16 protein-coding genes and 1 pseudogene are annotated in these 17,129 nt (G+C 50.4%); 10 read left to right on the top strand and 7 right to left on the bottom strand.

Annotation, left to right across the window (positions count from 1 at the left end):
* Positions 1 to 212 precede the first annotated feature (212 nt).
* Positions 213 to 1,381 (top strand): IS3 family transposase gene (locus tag A7983_RS23640; protein WP_086002453.1). Its coding sequence is split into 2 segments (ribosomal slippage): positions 213 to 462 and positions 462 to 1,381, totalling 1,170 coding nucleotides; the frame shifts between segments, so codons are not numbered across the junction.
* On the opposite strand, the pseudogene A7983_RS23635 reads toward A7983_RS23640, so the two are convergent.
* The 3 genes and pseudogenes from A7983_RS23635 to pth form a co-directional block, all read right to left on the bottom strand.
* Positions 1,381 to 1,611: pseudogene (locus A7983_RS23635) on the bottom strand (Arm DNA-binding domain-containing protein); the annotation flags it as partial. The gene A7983_RS23640 and the pseudogene A7983_RS23635 overlap by 1 nt on opposite strands.
* 214 nt (positions 1,612 to 1,825) lie before the next feature.
* On the bottom strand, positions 1,826 to 2,917 hold the full coding sequence (gene ychF / locus A7983_RS19430; protein WP_005968457.1) for a redox-regulated ATPase YchF: 1,092 nt from the start codon (positions 2,915 to 2,917) through the stop codon (positions 1,826 to 1,828).
* Positions 2,918 to 3,046: 129 nt separating this feature from the next.
* Positions 3,047 to 3,634 (bottom strand): aminoacyl-tRNA hydrolase, encoded by a 588-nt coding sequence (pth, locus tag A7983_RS19425; RefSeq protein WP_005968460.1) that lies wholly within the window; start codon positions 3,632 to 3,634, stop codon positions 3,047 to 3,049.
* Between the two features lie 313 nt (positions 3,635 to 3,947).
* Here pth and ychH point away from each other — a divergent pair, with 313 nt between their 5' ends.
* Positions 3,948 to 4,217, top strand: coding sequence for a stress-induced protein YchH (gene ychH / locus A7983_RS19420; RefSeq protein ID WP_005968462.1), 270 nt, complete (start codon positions 3,948 to 3,950; stop codon positions 4,215 to 4,217).
* 169 nt (positions 4,218 to 4,386) lie between these two features.
* Here ychH and prs read toward each other — a convergent pair whose 3' ends face one another.
* The 3 genes from prs to lolB all read right to left on the bottom strand — a co-directional run bounded on the left by prs (position 4,387) and on the right by lolB (position 6,971).
* On the bottom strand, positions 4,387 to 5,334 hold the full coding sequence (gene prs, locus A7983_RS19415; protein WP_005968468.1) for a ribose-phosphate diphosphokinase: 948 nt from the start codon (positions 5,332 to 5,334) through the stop codon (positions 4,387 to 4,389).
* A gap of 137 nt (positions 5,335 to 5,471) precedes the next feature.
* On the bottom strand, positions 5,472 to 6,344 hold the full coding sequence (gene ispE, locus A7983_RS19410) for a 4-(cytidine 5'-diphospho)-2-C-methyl-D-erythritol kinase (protein ID WP_005968470.1): 873 nt from the start codon (positions 6,342 to 6,344) through the stop codon (positions 5,472 to 5,474).
* Positions 6,345 to 6,347: 3 nt separating this feature from the next.
* Positions 6,348 to 6,971 (bottom strand): lipoprotein insertase outer membrane protein LolB, encoded by a 624-nt coding sequence (gene lolB / locus A7983_RS19405; protein ID WP_005968472.1) that lies wholly within the window; start codon positions 6,969 to 6,971, stop codon positions 6,348 to 6,350.
* A 231-nt stretch (positions 6,972 to 7,202) separates the two neighbouring features.
* Between lolB and hemA the strand changes: the two genes are divergently transcribed.
* The 6 genes from hemA to kdsA are packed head-to-tail and all read left to right on the top strand — an operon-like array spanning position 7,203 to position 12,550.
* On the top strand, positions 7,203 to 8,459 hold the full coding sequence (gene hemA / locus A7983_RS19400) for a glutamyl-tRNA reductase (RefSeq protein WP_005968474.1): 1,257 nt from the start codon (positions 7,203 to 7,205) through the stop codon (positions 8,457 to 8,459).
* 33 nt (positions 8,460 to 8,492) lie between these two features.
* Positions 8,493 to 9,575: a peptide chain release factor 1 gene (gene prfA, locus A7983_RS19395; RefSeq protein WP_005968476.1), complete on the top strand. Its 1,083-nt coding sequence runs from the start codon at positions 8,493 to 8,495 to the stop codon at positions 9,573 to 9,575.
* On the top strand, positions 9,575 to 10,420 hold the full coding sequence (gene prmC, locus A7983_RS19390) for a peptide chain release factor N(5)-glutamine methyltransferase (protein ID WP_005968478.1): 846 nt from the start codon (positions 9,575 to 9,577) through the stop codon (positions 10,418 to 10,420). Before prfA ends, prmC begins: the two co-directional genes overlap by 1 nt.
* 5 nt (positions 10,421 to 10,425) lie before the next feature.
* Positions 10,426 to 10,827, top strand: a complete 402-nt coding sequence (locus tag A7983_RS19385) for a SirB2 family protein (RefSeq protein WP_033071523.1) — start codon at positions 10,426 to 10,428, stop codon at positions 10,825 to 10,827.
* Between the two features lie 2 nt (positions 10,828 to 10,829).
* Positions 10,830 to 11,639 carry an invasion regulator SirB1 gene (sirB1, locus tag A7983_RS19380; RefSeq protein ID WP_005968481.1) on the top strand — a complete coding sequence of 270 codons (810 nt, stop codon included), beginning with the start codon at positions 10,830 to 10,832 and terminating at the stop codon, positions 11,637 to 11,639.
* Between the two features lie 56 nt (positions 11,640 to 11,695).
* The gene (kdsA, locus tag A7983_RS19375) at positions 11,696 to 12,550 is read left to right on the top strand and encodes a 3-deoxy-8-phosphooctulonate synthase (RefSeq protein WP_005968483.1); all 855 of its coding nucleotides are present in this window, start codon (positions 11,696 to 11,698) and stop codon (positions 12,548 to 12,550) included.
* Positions 12,551 to 12,629: 79 nt separating this feature from the next.
* Here kdsA and ydgH read toward each other — a convergent pair whose 3' ends face one another.
* Positions 12,630 to 13,583 (bottom strand): DUF1471 family protein YdgH, encoded by a 954-nt coding sequence (ydgH, locus tag A7983_RS19370; protein ID WP_005968485.1) that lies wholly within the window; start codon positions 13,581 to 13,583, stop codon positions 12,630 to 12,632.
* 582 nt (positions 13,584 to 14,165) lie between these two features.
* Between ydgH and pntA the strand changes: the two genes are divergently transcribed.
* Both pntA and pntB read left to right on the top strand, forming a co-directional pair.
* Positions 14,166 to 15,695 carry a Re/Si-specific NAD(P)(+) transhydrogenase subunit alpha gene (pntA, locus tag A7983_RS19365; protein ID WP_005968487.1) on the top strand — a complete coding sequence of 510 codons (1,530 nt, stop codon included), beginning with the start codon at positions 14,166 to 14,168 and terminating at the stop codon, positions 15,693 to 15,695.
* Positions 15,696 to 15,705: 10 nt separating this feature from the next.
* Entirely contained in the window at positions 15,706 to 17,094 is a 1,389-nt protein-coding gene (gene pntB, locus A7983_RS19360; RefSeq protein ID WP_005968489.1) for a Re/Si-specific NAD(P)(+) transhydrogenase subunit beta, read from the top strand.
* The last annotated feature ends 35 nt before the right edge of the window (positions 17,095 to 17,129 follow it).

Raw genomic sequence — 17,129 nt, 5'->3', positions numbered from 1 at the left:
GGTTCTGAGTGTTGACCCAGTAATATCCATTACCCCTTTAACTACGAAGATCTCAGGAAGGTTTTTGATGTCTGAGTATATCCAGAAAAAATGCCCATTAATGATATTGATATTGGTCGGCCAACGCCCGTTGTAGTGGTTGTAGTGGTTTAATGAATTTGGCCACCTGAACAGAGGTGATATGCTCACCTCAGAACAACACAGGTGCTCCAATGAAAAAAAGAAATTTTAGTGCAGAGTTCAAACGTGAAGCGGCTCAGTTGGTTGTCGAGCAGAGCTACACCGTTGCTGAAGCAGCAAAAGCCATGAATATTGGCCTTTCAACAATGACCCGATGGGTCAGACAATTACGGGATGAACGACAGGGAAAAATACCGAAAGCTTCCCCCATTACCCCGGAGCAAATTGAAATACGTAAATTGAAGAAAAAACTACAACGTATTGAAATGGAAAATGAAATATTAAAAAAGGCTACCGCGCTCTTGATGTCAGACTCCCTGAACAGTTCTCGTTAATCGGAAAACTCAGGGCGCGTTATCCCGTGGCTACACTCTGTCACGTATTTGGGGTTCACCGCAGCAGCTATAAATACTGGAAATGCCGTCCTGATAAACCGGACAGAAAGCATACAGAGTTACGCAGTCAGGTTCAGGAGCTATACAACATTAGTCATGGTTCAGCCGGGGCAAGGAGTATCGCCGCAATGGCAACGCTCAGAGGCTTCCGGATGGGGCGCTGGCTTGCCGGCAGACTCATGAAAGAGCTGGGACTGGTCAGTTGTCAGCAGCCCATCCATCGGTATACACGCGGTGGCCATGAACACATCGCTATCCCGAATCACCTTGAGCGTCAGTTCGCAGTGACAGAGCCTAATCAGGTGTGGTGCGGCGACGTGACGTATATCTGGACAGGTAAGCGCTGGGCATACCTCGCCGTTGTTCTCGACCTGTTCGCGAGGAAACCGGTGGGCTGGGCAATGTCGTTCTCACCGGACAGCAGACTGACCATCAAAGCGCTAGAAATGGCGTGGGAAATTCGCGGTAAACCAGCCGGGGTGATGTTCCACAGCGATCAGGGCAGCCATTACACAAGCAGGCAGTTCCGGCAGTCACTGTGGCGGTACCGGATCAGGCAGAGTATGAGTCGTCGTGGAAACTGCTGGGATAATAGTCCGATGGAACGCTTTTTTAGACGTCTGAAGAACGAATGGGTGCCGGTGGCTGGTTACACAAGCTTCAACGATGCTACCAGTGCAATAACGGACTATATCGTTGGGTATTACAGTGCGCTCAGGCCATACGAATATAACGGTGGGTTACCACCAAACGAATCGGAAAACCGATACTGGAAAAACTCTAAAGTGGTGGCCAGTTTTAGTTGACCACTACAAACTTGCTTACGTGCTTGCTCACATTTCTCCCGCGCTTCGGCGAGTTTTACCGTTGGATACTCACCCAACGCGAACATGCTGGATTTGCCGTTGAGTTTAAACCTATAGCGCCATGCCTTTTTTCCGTTGGGTTTCACTTCGAGGTAGAGGCCGTTGAAGTCATTGAGTCGATAGAGTTTTTCTTTCGGCTTAGCAGTGCGGCATTGCGTATCAGTGAGCATAGCGAGTCCTTGTCTATTTCTTATACCGTTATTGTACTCACCTAAAATGAAGATAGAAACTGATTGTACTCATGCCTGTACTCATTTTTGATTGCGCTGTCATGAGATGGAATGAGACGTTATGAAAGCAAAAATCCACGCAACTGCGTGGATTTTATGGGGTTTGTCAGTCTTCATGCGATGCGCTGATATCGCATGAGGCAACAGAAGCAATTTAGACGTTGAACAGGAAGTTCATTACATCGCCATCTTTTACGATGTACTCTTTGCCTTCCGAACGCATTTTTCCAGCTTCCTTCGCGCCTTGTTCACCTTTGTAAGTGATGAAGTCGTCATAGGCGATAGTCTGTGCGCGGATGAAGCCTTTTTCGAAATCGGTGTGAATTTTTCCCGCGGCCTGTGGGGCAGTAGCACCGACAGGGATTGTCCATGCGCGAACTTCTTTTACGCCAGCGGTGAAGTAGGTTTGCAGGTTCAGCAGTTCATAGCCGGCGCGAATAACGCGGTTCAAACCGGGCTCTTCCAGACCTAACTCAGCCATAAATTCTTCACGGTCGGCATCATCCAGTTCTGCAATGTCTGATTCAACGGCGGCACACACGGCTACGACGACAGAACCCTCAGCAGCAGCGATTTCACGGACTTTATCGAGATACGGGTTATTCTCGAAGCCATCTTCGTTAACGTTGGCGATGTACATCGTTGGTTTCAGCGTAAGGAAACTCAGGTAGCGGATAGCAGCCTTATCATCATCGCTTAAATCCAGCGAGCGCAGCATGCCAGCATTTTCTAACTGTGGTAGGCATTTCTCCAGCGCGGCCAGCTCAGCTTTAGCATCTTTATCACCACCTTTGGCTCTTTTTTGCACGCGATGAATAGCGCGTTCGCAGGTGTCGAGGTCAGACAATGCCAGTTCAGTGTTGATGACTTCGATGTCATCAGCCGGATCAACTTTATTATTGACGTGGATGATGTTGTCGTTTTCAAAGCAGCGCACAACGTGGCCGATAGCTTCCGTTTCACGGATGTTGGTCAGGAACTGGTTACCCAATCCTTCACCTTTGGACGCACCTTTTACCAGACCCGCGATATCAACAAATTCCATAGTGGTAGGAAGGATACGCTGGGGCTTAACGATTTCAGCTAGTTTGTCCAGACGTGGATCGGGCATCGGTACTACGCCAGTGTTCGGCTCGATGGTACAAAACGGGAAGTTGGCCGCTTCGATGCCGGCTTTGGTCAACGCATTGAACAGAGTGGATTTACCGACGTTAGGCAGCCCAACGATACCGCATTTGAATCCCATGTTTATATCACCTTAAATAACTTATTAATCAGGCAATTACTTTATCTTGCCTGTCAGAATGGAAATATTTCGGCCGATTATACACGGAATGGCGATTTATCTCGATCTGCCATCCGCATTCTGACCAGATTATGCCGCTTTGAAAGCATGCAAGCGGTTCATCGCTTTTATCATATCTTCTTTCATCAGAATTTCTGTGCAGCGCACGGCCTCATCAATGGCACCGTCGATCAGCGTCTGCTCGCTCATCGGTGGCTTACCCAACACAAAACCGGTCACTTTACTTTTATCACCCGGGTGGCCAATGCCGATGCGTAAACGATGGAAATTCGGGTTATTGCCCAATTTACTGATGATGTCTTTCAGTCCGTTGTGACCGCCGTGCCCACCACCCAGTTTAAGTTTGGCAATCCCTGGTAATAAATCCAGTTCATCATGTGCGACCAGGATCTCATCAGGCTGAATGCGGTAGAAAGTGGCCATTGCCGCAACAGCTTTTCCACTCAGATTCATGAAGGTAGTCGGAACCAACAGGCGTACATCTTGCCCCGCCAGATTTAGACGGGCGGTGTAACCGAAAAATTTGCTTTCTTCTTTTAGCGACTGACGATAAGACTCAGCCAGACGATCGACAAACCAGGCGCCCGCATTATGGCGGGTGGCGGCATATTCAGCGCCGGGATTCGCCAGGCCGACAATTAATTTAATGCTGCTCACGGTATATTCCAGATTACGTGCTTAAACTGACGCAGGGTCGCGTGATAACGAAAGCGCTAGTTTACACATCGCATGAGGTATAGCCAAATATCGGTGTTGGAATGTAAAAATATTGTTATTTATTTAGTGGTGTAATTATTCATATTTTTGTCTATTTATTTGTTTAAACGTAAAAAAATATTAATCATTCCCCTTATCTGTGATCCCTCCCGCAATCATCTAAGTACATTATTGTCTATAATTACATCAATAATAAGACAGTAAACAGTAATGGCACTCCGATTCATCCACAGAATTAATCTGGAGGTGGCAGATGAAACGTAAAAACGTGACAGTACTCGGTAATGTATTGATGGGTATCGGGATGATCATGATGATTGGCGGCATCGGTTTTTCTATCGCCAGCCAGTTCCCGAAACTGAATGTTCCTGAATATATGACTTACATTGATCTGGTCAGTATTTTTTCTGGCGCAATATTTTGGTTGGCGGGGGCGCGTATTAGCGGGCGTGAAGAAGTCACAGACCGTTATTGGTGGGTTAAACACTTTGATAAGCGTTGCCGTCGCCAGCATCACCCATAGCCGTTAATCAAGTCATCGTGTTAATGAAAATGAACAATAGAGCCGCTGTAGCCTCGCTATGGCGGTTTTTTGTTTTTTATGGCGATAAAAACGGTAGAAATAAGAAAGCCACCTTATTACAGGTGGCTTCATCATTATCTTCTGCGATCGGTTACCCGATCAGCAGCGATTAATGTTCAAACATCGCAGAAATGGATTCTTCGTTGCTGATACGACGAATCGCTTCGGCCAACATACCAGACAGCGTCAATGTACGAACATTCGGCAGTGCACGAATGTTTTCCGCCAGCGGAATGGTATCGCAGACAATCACTTCATCAATGACAGAGTTCTTGATGTTCTCGTAAGCATTGCCTGAGAAAATGGGGTGTGTGGCATAAGCGAATACACGTTTAGCCCCACGCTCCTTCAGCGCTTCCGCCGCTTTGCACAGCGTACCGCCAGTGTCGATCATATCGTCAACCAGCACACAGTCACGACCCGCGACATCCCCGATGATGTGCATCACCTGAGAAACGTTGGCACGTGGACGGCGCTTGTCGATGATCGCCATGTCGGTATCGTTCAGTAGCTTAGCGATTGCACGGGCACGCACAACGCCACCGATATCAGGAGAGACCACGATTGGGTTTTCCAGATTCTGTTGCAGCATATCTTCCAGCAGGATCGGGCTACCGAATACGTTATCTACCGGCACATCAAAGAAACCCTGAATCTGCTCAGCATGCAGATCCACGGTCAGAACACGGTCAACCCCCACGCTGGACAGGAAGTCAGCAACGACTTTCGCGGTGATTGGCACACGTGCGGAACGCACGCGGCGATCCTGACGGGCATAGCCGAAGTAGGGAATAACGGCGGTAATACGTCCCGCAGAAGCGCGACGCAGAGCATCGACCATCACAACCAGTTCCATTAGGTTGTCATTGGTGGGTGCGCAGGTGGACTGGATGATGAAAATATCACCACCGCGTACATTTTCATTGATTTGCACGCTGACTTCGCCATCGCTAAAACGACCGACAGCGGCGTCGCCAAGGCTAGTGTACAAACGGTTGGCAATACGTTGTGCTAGTTCCGGGATGGCGTTACCAGCAAAAAGCTTCATATCAGGCACGAGAAGAACCTCAGGCTTGCGTCCAGAGAAATATTGTACCCGCCAAGCAGCGAAGAGCAACAGGTACAATATGCATACGGGTGTATGAATCAAGTTTGCTACAGACTGGCCGCGCGGCAGCCGGTGTGTAGCAAAACCTAACGTTGCCCAGAAAGCTTACGTTGTAGCGGAGAGACGTTAACGCCTCGCGCGACAAAACCGTTTAACCATTCCGGGGCCTGGTCAAGCACCTGACGGGCTGCGAACTCGGTGTCAAACTCTGCAAACACACAAGCCCCCGTCCCAGTCAGGCGCGCCGGGGCATATTCTAGCAGCCATGAAAGTAGCTGTTCAACCTCACGAAAACGTTTTCTTGCGATAGCTTCACAATCATTGACGAAGGTCTGGTTTAATAAAGACTCTAAATCACGAACTGGCGAATTTCGCGTCAACTCCGGATCGCCGAAAATCAACGGCGTGGCAATGCTAACGCCAGGGTGCGCCACCAGATACCATTTTTCTGGCGGATTTGCCGGTGTTAACTGTTCGCCGATACCTTCGGCAAAGGCGGCATGTCCACGAACAAACACGGGAACATCCGCCCCCAGTTGTAACCCCAATTCGGCTAACGAATCAACACTCAGTCCGCTTTGCCACAAATGATTAAGGGCGACCAAGACGGTGGCCGCATTGGATGATCCCCCGCCTAGCCCACCGCCCATCGGCAGGCGCTTATCGATACTGATGTCTGCGCCAAAATGGGCAGGACGAGTATTATGACGTTCGCCGTGCTGCTGTAATAAGCGTGCGGCGCGGACGATCAGGTTTTGCTCGTTATCGACACCGTCTACGGGGGTAAGCAGGTTAATCTGATCGTCATCACGCGGCCGAATCGTCAGCGTGTCGCCGTAATCCAGAAACTGGAATAGCGTTTGCAGCAGGTGATACCCGTCCTTTCTCTGACCCGTAATATAAAGAAACAGATTCAGTTTGGCGGGAGCAGGCCATGTCTCGGTAACCGTCGGTTGCATTGCTTATTTAACCACCCAGTTATTCATCTTCAGCTTAATACGCTGTTCCCCCTGGACGAGTTCCAAGCTGGTTGGGAGTGGGGGTGTGAGCTCGGTGTTGTAGCTCTGATAACTGACATTCCAGTTTTGATTGCCCTGCCGATAGGTGATGGTTTTCAGCAGATAGCGTTCATCCAGTGTGAATTCGGTCGCATCACCCGGTATACCACGTATCCATTGGCGCAGATTATTCAGTGGGATCGCCATGCCGGTCAGTTGTTGGATCATGTATTCGGCATCTTCACCCACATAACGCTTGCCCTGATTGTCGGTGATTTGCACGCCGTCAGGCTGGGCTCGCAGTTCTAATTCAGTGCTACCGAGTGGGTTGGTCAGCAGCAGTCGATAACGCTGTGGCGGTGTATCCTGCCAGAAAAAGTTAGCCGATACTCTTTTACTATCGGAGATATAGGCAAAAGCGCCACGTGTCTGATATTGGCTGAGCTGCTGTACCTTTTGCTGATGCTGTTGCCACTCTGGCGACGTCGGGCTTGTACCCGTTTGGGTGGGTTGATTAACGCTACAGGCGGCGAGCAATACGCTGGCTAAAGGCAGTAAACGCAGGCATCGGACGGTTTTGGTTGGCATGTCGGTCGTATCCTGTAAATGAAGACATTCGTGAAATACGTCACGCTAACGGGCTTACCGCTCAGCGTCAATGATTGTTATTCGTTAATGGCGTTTATTGTTTTTTGTCAAAAAGTGTATACCTCAGACGAGGTGTATCACGCGCTGTCGCTTTTCTTGCACCCCGGCATCAAGTAGAATGCGACTCAAACGAAATCCATACTAAGACCGGTATTACTCAGAAACAGCCTAATGACCCTGCTTGCGCTTGGTATTAATCACAAAACCGCACCCGTTTCTCTGCGTGAACGCGTTGTGTTCTCACAGGATAAACTTGGAGTGGCCCTCGACAGTCTGTTACAGCAACCGCTGGTGCAGGGCGGCGTTGTGCTGTCTACCTGCAATCGCACGGAACTCTATCTCAGCGTTGACGAACAGGAAAACCAGCGTGAGCAGTTGATTCGCTGGCTGTGTGAATACCATCAATTGCGCCCGGAAGAGGTTAACGACAGCCTGTACTGGCATCAGGGTAACGCAGCGGTTAGCCATCTCATGCGCGTTGCCAGCGGTCTGGATTCTTTAGTGTTAGGTGAACCGCAGATTTTAGGGCAGGTGAAGAAGGCGTTTGCCGAATCACAGCGTGGGCATTCTCTGTCCAGCGAACTGGAGCGGCTATTTCAGAAATCTTTTACCGTCGCCAAGCGTGTCCGAACGGAAACGGATATCGGTGCCAGCGCGGTGTCGGTGGCGTTCGCTGCGTGTACGCTAGCGCGGCAAATTTTTGAGTCACTGGCGGATGTCACGGTGCTGTTGGTGGGAGCCGGAGAGACCATTGAATTGGTAGCTCGTTATCTTCGTGAGCACAACGTACAAAAGATGTTGATAGCGAACCGTACCCGTGAACGCGCACAGGTGCTGGCAACGGAAGTGGGGGCTGAGGTCATCACGCTGGCAGAGCTGGATGAACAACTTGTTCATGCCGATATCGTGATCAGTTCAACGGCGAGTACGCTACCGATTATCGGAAAAGGAATGATGGAACGGACGCTGAAAGCGAGACGGAATCAGCCAATGCTGATGGTAGATATTGCGGTTCCACGTGATATTGAGCCGGAAGTCGGTAAATTGCCGAACGTTTATCTCTACAGTGTGGACGATCTGCACGCGATCATTCAGCATAACCTCGCGCAGCGCAAAGCGGCGGCGGTGCAAGCTGAATCTATCGTACAGCAAGAAAGCTCAGATTTCATGGCGTGGCTGCGTGCGCAGTCAGCGGTGGAAACGATCCGCGATTATCGCGCTCAGGCCGATGAGCTGCGCGCAGAAATGACAGCCAAGGCGTTGGCTGCCATCCAACAAGGCAATGACGTTGAAGCGGTGATTCAAGAATTGACACACCGTTTAACTAACCGTCTGATTCACGCGCCGACCAAATCCCTTCAGCAAGCCGCTCGTGACGGCGACCAAAACCGGTTACAAATTTTACGTGACAGCCTTGGGCTGGACTAGCATTCATCTCTATTACAGGATTTAACCGCCCGCATGAAGCCTTCTATTGTTGCTAAACTGGAAGCGTTACAAGAACGCCATGAAGAAGTCCAGGCGTTACTCGGTGAGCCCAGCGTCATCGCTGATATGGATCGCTTTCGCGCGTTGTCGCGAGAATATGCACAGCTTACGGATATTACCCGCTGTTTCCAGCAATGGCAGCAGGCGCAAGAGGATCAGCAGACCGCAGAAATGATGTTGGACGATCCAGAAATGCGCGATATGGCGCAGGAAGAATTGAAAGAGGGCAAAGCGGCGATTGAAGCACTGGAGCAGCAGCTTCAAGTCCTCTTGTTGCCGAAAGATCCTGACGATGAGCGTGGCTGTTTTCTTGAAGTGCGCGCGGGAACCGGTGGTGATGAAGCGGCGATCTTTGCTGGTGACCTGTTCCGCATGTACAGCCGTTATGCTGAATCACGCCGCTGGCGCGTGGAAGTTGTGAGCGCCAGCGATGGCGAACATGGCGGCTATAAAGAAGTTATCGCTAAAATCTCCGGCGACGGTGTGTATGGCCAGCTTAAGTTTGAATCTGGCGGTCATCGCGTGCAGCGCGTTCCTGCTACGGAATCGCAAGGGCGTATTCATACGTCGGCCTGTACGGTTGCCGTTATGGCGGAAGTGCCTGAAGCCGAGCTACCGGACATTAATCCTGCTGATTTACGCATCGATACTTTCCGCTCTTCTGGCGCGGGCGGTCAGCACGTTAACACCACCGACTCTGCTATCCGTATTACTCACTTACCCACTGGCATTGTCGTGGAATGCCAGGACGAACGCTCACAGCACAAGAACAAAGCTAAAGCGTTGTCTGTGTTAGGTGCACGTATTCGAGCGGCAGAAGTGCAGAAACGTCAGTTGGAAGAAGCATCAACCCGTCGCAACCTGCTTGGCAGCGGCGATCGTTCAGACCGTATCCGTACCTACAACTTCCCGCAGGGAAGGGTGACCGATCACCGCATTAACCTGACGCTTTACCGTCTGGATGAGGTTATGGAAGGAAAACTGGATACGCTGATCCAACCGGTCGTGCAGGAATATCAGGCCGATCAGCTTGCCGCGTTGTCCGAGCAGGAATAATGACCTATCAGGATTGGTTAGCTTTTGCGACAACGCAACTCGCGGCGGGAGAAAGCCCAAAGCGAGATGCGGAAATTTTGCTGGGCTTTGTGACTGGTAAGTCACGTACATTCGTGTTGGCGTTTGGTGAAACTGAGCTACGCGCCGCAGAACAGCAGCAGTTAAGCGAACTGCTGGCGCGTCGCGAACAGGGAGAACCTATCGCCTATTTGATCGGCGTGCGCGAGTTCTGGTCGCTGCCTCTGGTTGTCTCGCCTGCTACGTTGATTCCTCGCCCTGATACCGAATGTCTGGTTGAACAAGCGTTGTTGCGTCTGCCTAAAACGCCGTGTGATGTGTTGGATTTAGGCACTGGAACCGGCGCGATCGCGTTAGCGATTGCCAGTGAACGACACGATTGCCGGGTGATGGGTGTCGACCTGCAACCGGATGCTGTGGCGTTAGCGACAAAAAATGCCCAGCAATTGAGGCTCGATAACGCCCGTTTTTTGCCCGGAAGCTGGTACTCTCCGCTCGAACACATGCGTTTTGCGCTTATCGCCAGCAACCCACCGTATATCGATGCCGACGATGTGCATTTGTCGCAGGGGGATGTTCGCTTTGAGCCTGCCAGCGCCCTGATTGCTGCCGACAACGGGTTGGCGGATTTACGCATCATTATTGAATCCGCTCCACACTATTTAGAGGTTGGTGGCTGGCTGCTGTTGGAACATGGCTGGCAGCAGGGCGACGCGGTGCGCCAGTTATTGCAGGCACGAGGATTTACACAAATAGAAACTTGTCAGGACTATGGTGGCAATGACCGTGTGTCGTTAGGGCGCTGGTTGGATACCATCAATTATTAGGAGCAATGGACGTGATAACTCTTTACCCAGCCACGATATATCTGCATCTGGCAACGATTGGCATCAGTATTTCCCTGTTTGTCATTCGTTTTTTCTGGCTGTGTCGGCAATCCCCCCTACTGCAACAGCGCTGGGTTAAAATTCTGCCGCATATTAACGATACCTTGTTATTGATCAGCGGTATTGGTTTAATCATTCAGAGCCACACTTATCCGTTTACGCCTGAACAAAGCTGGCTGACGGAAAAACTGTTTGGCGTTATCATTTATATCCTTCTTGGCGCTATCGCCTTGGGGAAACGCCCCCGTAGCCAGAAAATTCGCTGGCTGGCGTTTGTATCTGCTTTAATATGCTTTGGTGTGGTCGTGCTGCTGGCACTGACCCAATCACCGTTGCTGATGGAATAATTATGAGTGCTATTGCTGATTTTGAATTCAACCAGTCACTGCTAAGTGATGGTGTCGTGTTGGTTTCACAGGCTATTCGCCGCGACTTTCCCGCTCAGGATGTGCGGCAAAATCTGCAACAGTTGGTTGAGAGCGCCCGAGCGGTTATTCCTGACGACCTTGAGCAAGATCTTCAGCTTGAAAAACTGATTGAGCTGTTTTATCACACCTGGGGATTTGGCGGTGCCGGCGGTGTTTATCGCTTGTCTGATGCACTATGGTTGGATCAGGTACTGGAATCTCGCCAGGGCATGCCCGTGTCACTTGGCATCATCTTCCTGCATATCGCAAACGAACTTGGCCTGCCGCTAATGCCGGTGATTTTCCCGACGCAGTTGATTCTGCGTGCCGACTGGCTCGACGAAGAAATGTGGCTGATCAATCCACTTAATGGCGATACGCTGAGTGAGCATGTGCTGGAAGTTTGGCTGAAAGGTAACATCGGCCCGTCCACCCGTTTGCTGGATGAAGATCTGGATGAAGCAGAGAATGTCATGATCGTGCGTAAAATGCTCGATACGTTGAAAGTCGCGCTGATGGAAGAAAAACAGATGGAATTGGCGTTGCGAGCCAGCGAAGCGGTGCTGCAATTTGACCCGGATGATCCCTATGAAATTCGCGATCGCGGCCTGATTTATGCTCAACTGGATTGCGACCATATTGCGCTGTCCGATCTCAACTATTTCGTTGAGCAGTGCCCGGAAGACCCGGTGAGTGAAATGATAAAAGTACAGATTCACTCGATAGAGCAGAAACAGATTGTCTTGCATTAAGAAACCGTTTTGCAGTAATGCAGCGTTAATTTATTTCCCGACATAAAGGTAAAAGTATGACGAATAAAGTGGTCAAGATAGGGGATATCCCCGTTGCCAACGATCTGCCTTTTGTACTGTTTGGCGGCATGAATGTTCTTGAATCACGCGATCTGGCAATGCGCATTTGTGAGCATTACGTCACGGTCACGCAGAAGTTAGGTATTCCTTACGTGTTCAAGGCGTCATTCGATAAGGCTAACCGCTCCTCGATTCACTCTTACCGTGGTCCTGGTCTGGAAGAAGGGATGAAAATCTTCCAGGAACTGAAACAGACTTTTGGTGTGAAAATTATTACTGACGTGCATGAAGCACATCAGGCACAGCCCGTTGCTGATGTGGTTGATGTGATCCAGCTTCCTGCGTTTTTGGCACGCCAAACCGATCTGGTAGAAGCGATGGCGAAAACCGGTGCAGTGATCAACGTAAAAAAACCGCAGTTCGTCAGTCCCGGTCAAATGGGTAATATCGTCGATAAATTTATCGAAGGCGGTAACGATCAGGTGATTCTGTGCGACCGCGGTAGCAACTTTGGCTACGACAATTTGGTTGTTGATATGCTGGGCTTCAATGTTATGAAGCAGGCTTCCAACGGTGCGCCGGTAATTTTTGACGTTACGCATGCGCTACAGTGCCGCGACCCGTTTGGTGCAGCATCCGGTGGCCGTCGTGGGCAGGTGACCGAACTGGCACGCGCCGGTATGGCAGTTGGCTTGGCGGGACTGTTTATTGAAGCTCACCCCGATCCGGCTAACGCGAAGTGTGATGGCCCATCCGCGCTGCCGCTGGATAAACTAGAACCATTCCTGCAACAGATAAAAGCGATTGACGATCTGGTTAAAAACTTCCCAGAATTGGATACCAGCAAATAATCTATCGTATTGATTACTGATAGTAAAAACCCGCGATATCGCGGGTTTTTTTATAAGGTTTGCGGCTACACGACAGCCGTTATTTATAGAGATCGGCGCTGATCGTGAGGTTGTTGCCTTTGCCTTCCCACTGTCTGGTGATGTGGTAGTATTTGGCACCTTTTTCGCCTGCACGTTTAGCAACGGCTTCGGACACCTGGGTAGTGTTGGTATAGTTGCCGCGGAACTGAATAGAGTCGAAAGGCACCATCTGTGCCGCCGTGGCATTGTTCAATTCCTGAATTTGCGTACCATCAAGCAACGTTACCGTGTAACGTCCACCTTTTGATGACTGCGTTTCAAAGAAGTTACCCACACTGCGGCTAGGGCTATCAGAGTAAGCAACGCCAGGAATTTCTACCTTAGCGGCTTCTGCACCACCGGCCGCCAGCGCAGCGCGCCCCGCATCAGAATCAGCAGGGATCGCATCAGGTTTCTGGAGCTGGCGTTTTGGCGCATCGGCTTTATAGATAAATGCCGTCGCTCTTTGATTAGCGCTATTCGAGTTCACATCGATTTGGCGCACGATGTAAAACGAATCAGCATTTTTCTCTTTTGCCGCTTTCGCTATCGCATCGATCAGATCAGGCTGGGTGCTGAATAAGCCGCTCACTGTGACCGTATCATAGGGTTCCAGCAAGTAGGCCGCATCTTTCGGCAGTTCTTTCACACCGTAGACGGTGCGATATTGCACATCTTGTTTCGCTTTGGCGGCATCTTTGCGATACAGATCGACAGTAACATTCCAGGCGTCGCTTGTATTCGCATCCGTCATAGATTGCACATAAAACGACGCTGCACCCGCCTTGTCGGCGCGTTTTGATGCGGCGGCTACCGCTTCATTGATTGCGTTAAAACGTCCTTTAAACGTAATTCGCTCAAAGGGTTGCAGGGATTCTGCCTGCTCAGGGGTAAGTTCCTGTGCCGCCTGCGCTGAAAATGCCGAGAGTGATAACAATAATGTGGATGCAATAACAGTAGTCTTCAGCTTCATAAAAAATCCTTTCGCCTTCCTGCAACTCGAATTATTTAAGGTATAGCAATCAACCTGTAACGGAATGGGGCTGATTATCGCACGGAATAAATTCTTGTGCTTTAGCATTTTCAATGGGGCTGAAAAGCCGCGATGCTTCGGCTAGGAACAAGAAAAGTGCTAATAATAACGGTTAATGATTGTTTTGCCATCATAAGGGATATTTATATAATTTATCGTATTAACAACCCTGTAACACATCGTTTTTGTGAAACAGCACAGAAAAATACTTCCGTAATAATGCTACAAAAGGCAGAGAAGAGCATGATTTTCGACCAAGAAAGGCTGGCAGAACCTGTGATAACTCGGCTTTTCTGTGAAATTCATTTTATTTATGGATCATCGATCACATTTTCAGTACGTTATAAATGAGTTCGCCTACAGTGAGACGCCCCGAAAAAGCGTGTGGCAAGAAGATGAGTAGACTCTCTTCCTACCGCGCGAAAGCGGGGATACAGGGTGCAGCAGGTCTCGGCGAACGCATATAACAGAGTAGGGTGAGAATAATAACCTTCGTTAAAAATAAGCGAAAAGGGTATCAGCATGCGTATTGGTGTACCAAGAGAGCGGTTGGCCAATGAAGCCCGTGTAGCAGCTACGCCGAAAACGGTTGAACAGTTGCTAAAACTGGGTTTTACGGTCTCGATAGAACGAGAGGCAGGAAAACTGGCAAGTTTTGACGATGCGGCATACGAAGAAGCCGGTGCGTCGATTGTTGACAGCTCAGAAGTCTGGCAATCCGATATTGTCCTGAAGGTGAATGCGCCGCAGGATGACGAAATCGAGCTGACCCGTGCGGGCAGTACGGTTGTCAGTTTCATTTGGCCGGCGCAAAACCCGGCACTGCTGGAAAAACTGGCTGCCCGTCAAGTGACGGTAATGGCAATGGATTCTGTGCCACGTATCTCGCGTGCACAATCACTGGATGCGCTCAGTTCGATGGCCAACATAGCGGGCTACCGTGCCATCGTTGAAGCTGCCCACGAATTTGGCCGTTTCTTTACCGGGCAGATTACCGCTGCGGGTAAAGTTCCGCCTGCTAAAGTCATGATTATCGGCGCAGGTGTGGCCGGTTTGGCTGCGATCGGTGCAGCAGGTAGCTTAGGTGCTATCGTTCGTGCTTTTGACACCCGCCCTGAAGTAAAGGAGCAGGTTCAGAGCATGGGTGCCGAGTTCCTCGAACTCGACTTTGAAGAAGAAGCGGGCAGCGGTGACGGCTATGCCAAAGTCATGTCTGAAGCCTTTATCAAAGCCGAAATGGAACTGTTCGCGGCCCAGGCGAAAGATGTCGACATTATCGTCACTACCGCGCTGATCCCTGGAAAACCGGCTCCTCGCCTGATCACCAAAGAGATGGTGCTGAGCATGAAGCCCGGCAGTGTGATCGTCGATTTAGCCGCGCAAACGGGCGGAAACTGCGAATTGACGGTTGCCGACCGGGTGACTGTGACGGAAAACGGCGTCAAAATTATCGGTTACACCGATTTACCTAGCCGTCTGCCGACACAATCCTCGCAGCTTTACGGCACGAACCTGGTTAACCTGCTGAAGTTACTCTGCAAAGAGAAAAACGGCGAAATCGACGTCGATTTTGACGATACCGTGATTCGCGGTGTGACCGTTGTTAAAGAAGGTGAAATCACCTGGCCAGCGCCGCCGATTCAGGTTTCAGCGCAGCCACAGCAGGCGAAACCTGCCGCTGCACCGGTGAAAGCAGAAGCCAAACCAACATCGCCGTGGAAGAAATATGCGTTCCTCGTGATCGCCATTCTGCTGTTTGGCTGGCTGGCTGATGTTGCACCTAAAGAGTTCCTGTCTCACTTTACTGTTTTTGCGTTGTCCTGCGTGGTGGGCTATTACGTGGTCTGGAATGTCAGCCACGCGCTGCACACGCCACTGATGTCAGTCACTAACGCAATATCAGGCATTATCGTTGTCGGAGCATTGTTGCAAATCGGTCACGGCGGATGGGTGTCATTCTTCTCATTCATTGCCGTATTGATTGCCAGCATCAATATTTTCGGTGGTTTCACCGTGACTCAGCGCATGCTGAAAATGTTCCGTAAAAACTAAGGGGTAACACATGTCTGGTGGATTAGTAACTGCTGCATACATTGTTGCCGCAATTCTCTTTATTTTCAGTTTGGCCGGGTTGTCTAAGCACGAAACATCGCAGCAGGGGAACATCTTTGGGATCAGCGGGATGGCGCTTGCGCTGATCGCGACGATTCTTGGGCCTGACTCTGGTAACGTTGGCTGGATCATCGTGGCAATGGCGATCGGTGGATCAATCGGTATTTATCTGGCGCGTAAGGTTGAAATGACCGAAATGCCAGAACTGGTCGCGGTTCTTCACAGCTTTGTGGGCTTGGCGGCGGTGCTGGTTGGCTTTAACAGCTTCCTCGATCACGGTGAAATCACCGATCCAGTGATGGTCAATATCCATTTGACGGAAGTCTTTCTGGGTATCTTCATCGGTGCGGTGACCTTCACGGGTTCGGTTATTGCCTTCGGTAAACTGCGCGGTAATATTTCTTCCAAGCCATTGATGCTGCCTCATCGCCATAAAATGAATCTGGCGGCGCTGGTTGTGTCCTTCCTGCTGCTTCTGGTTTTCGTTAATACCAGCAGCGTGGCGTTGCAGGTGCTGGCGCTGATTCTGATGACGGCGATTGCACTGGTATTCGGCTGGCACTTGGTTGCATCAATTGGTGGTGCGGACATGCCGGTCGTCGTTTCGATGCTGAACTCCTACTCCGGTTGGGCGGCGGCGGCGGCGGGCTTCATGCTGAGCAATGACCTGCTGATCGTGACTGGTGCCTTAGTAGGTTCTTCTGGTGCGATTCTGTCTTACATCATGTGTAAAGCGATGAACCGTTCCTTTATCAGCGTAATTGCCGGTGGTTTTGGTACGGATGGCGTTTCCTCTAGTGAGAGCGAAGAGGTGGGGGAGTATCGTGAGGCTTCAGCGGAAGATGTGGCTGATTTGCTCAAGAACTCAACCTCGGTCATCATCACACCAGGATACGGTATGGCTGTCGCACAGGCGCAATACCCGGTGCATGACATCACCGCAAAACTGCGTGCGCGTGGCATCAAGGTCCGCTTTGGTATTCACCCGGTTGCAGGGCGTTTGCCTGGACATATGAACGTGCTGTTAGCAGAAGCGAAAGTACCTTACGACATTGTGCTGGAAATGGATGAAATTAATGACGATTTCACCGATACCGACACCGTGCTGGTCATTGGCGCGAATGACACCGTTAACCCGGCGGCGCAAGAAGATCCACACAGCCCAATTGCTGGTATGCCAGTGCTGGAAGTGTGGAAAGCGCAGAATGTTATCGTGTTTAAGCGTTCCATGAATACCGGTTATGCTGGCGTACAGAACCCACTGTTCTTTAAAGAGAACACCCAGATGCTGTTTGGCGATGCCAAAGACAGCGTTGAGGCGATTCTGAAAGCGCTGTAAGCGTGCGTGGTAGGGCGTAGAGAATGAAAGGGGCG

The sequence above is a fragment of the Pectobacterium wasabiae CFBP 3304 genome (assembly GCF_001742185.1).
Classification (GTDB): domain Bacteria; phylum Pseudomonadota; class Gammaproteobacteria; order Enterobacterales; family Enterobacteriaceae; genus Pectobacterium; species Pectobacterium wasabiae.
Note: the sequence above shows the minus strand (reverse complement) of the source record. Positions and strands in the feature narration are given on the sequence as shown.

Excerpts from the sequence above, each read along its gene's own strand:
- ydgH (WP_005968485.1), bottom strand. The coding sequence starts at position 13,583 with ATGAAGCTGAAGACTACTGTTATTGCATCCACATTATTGTTATCACTC.
- kdsA (WP_005968483.1), top strand. The coding sequence starts at position 11,696 with ATGACGAATAAAGTGGTCAAGATAGGGGATATCCCCGTTGCCAACGAT.
- prmC (WP_005968478.1), top strand. The coding sequence starts at position 9,575 with ATGACCTATCAGGATTGGTTAGCTTTTGCGACAACGCAACTCGCGGCG.
- pntB (WP_005968489.1), top strand. The coding sequence starts at position 15,706 with ATGTCTGGTGGATTAGTAACTGCTGCATACATTGTTGCCGCAATTCTC.
- A7983_RS19385 (WP_033071523.1), top strand. The coding sequence starts at position 10,426 with ATGGACGTGATAACTCTTTACCCAGCCACGATATATCTGCATCTGGCA.
- ispE (WP_005968470.1), bottom strand. The coding sequence starts at position 6,344 with ATGCAACCGACGGTTACCGAGACATGGCCTGCTCCCGCCAAACTGAAT.
- prfA (WP_005968476.1), top strand. The coding sequence starts at position 8,493 with ATGAAGCCTTCTATTGTTGCTAAACTGGAAGCGTTACAAGAACGCCAT.
- hemA (WP_005968474.1), top strand. The coding sequence starts at position 7,203 with ATGACCCTGCTTGCGCTTGGTATTAATCACAAAACCGCACCCGTTTCT.
- pntA (WP_005968487.1), top strand. The coding sequence starts at position 14,166 with ATGCGTATTGGTGTACCAAGAGAGCGGTTGGCCAATGAAGCCCGTGTA.
- ychF (WP_005968457.1), bottom strand. The coding sequence starts at position 2,917 with ATGGGATTCAAATGCGGTATCGTTGGGCTGCCTAACGTCGGTAAATCC.
- lolB (WP_005968472.1), bottom strand. The coding sequence starts at position 6,971 with ATGCCAACCAAAACCGTCCGATGCCTGCGTTTACTGCCTTTAGCCAGC.
- sirB1 (WP_005968481.1), top strand. The coding sequence starts at position 10,830 with ATGAGTGCTATTGCTGATTTTGAATTCAACCAGTCACTGCTAAGTGAT.
- ychH (WP_005968462.1), top strand. The coding sequence starts at position 3,948 with ATGAAACGTAAAAACGTGACAGTACTCGGTAATGTATTGATGGGTATC.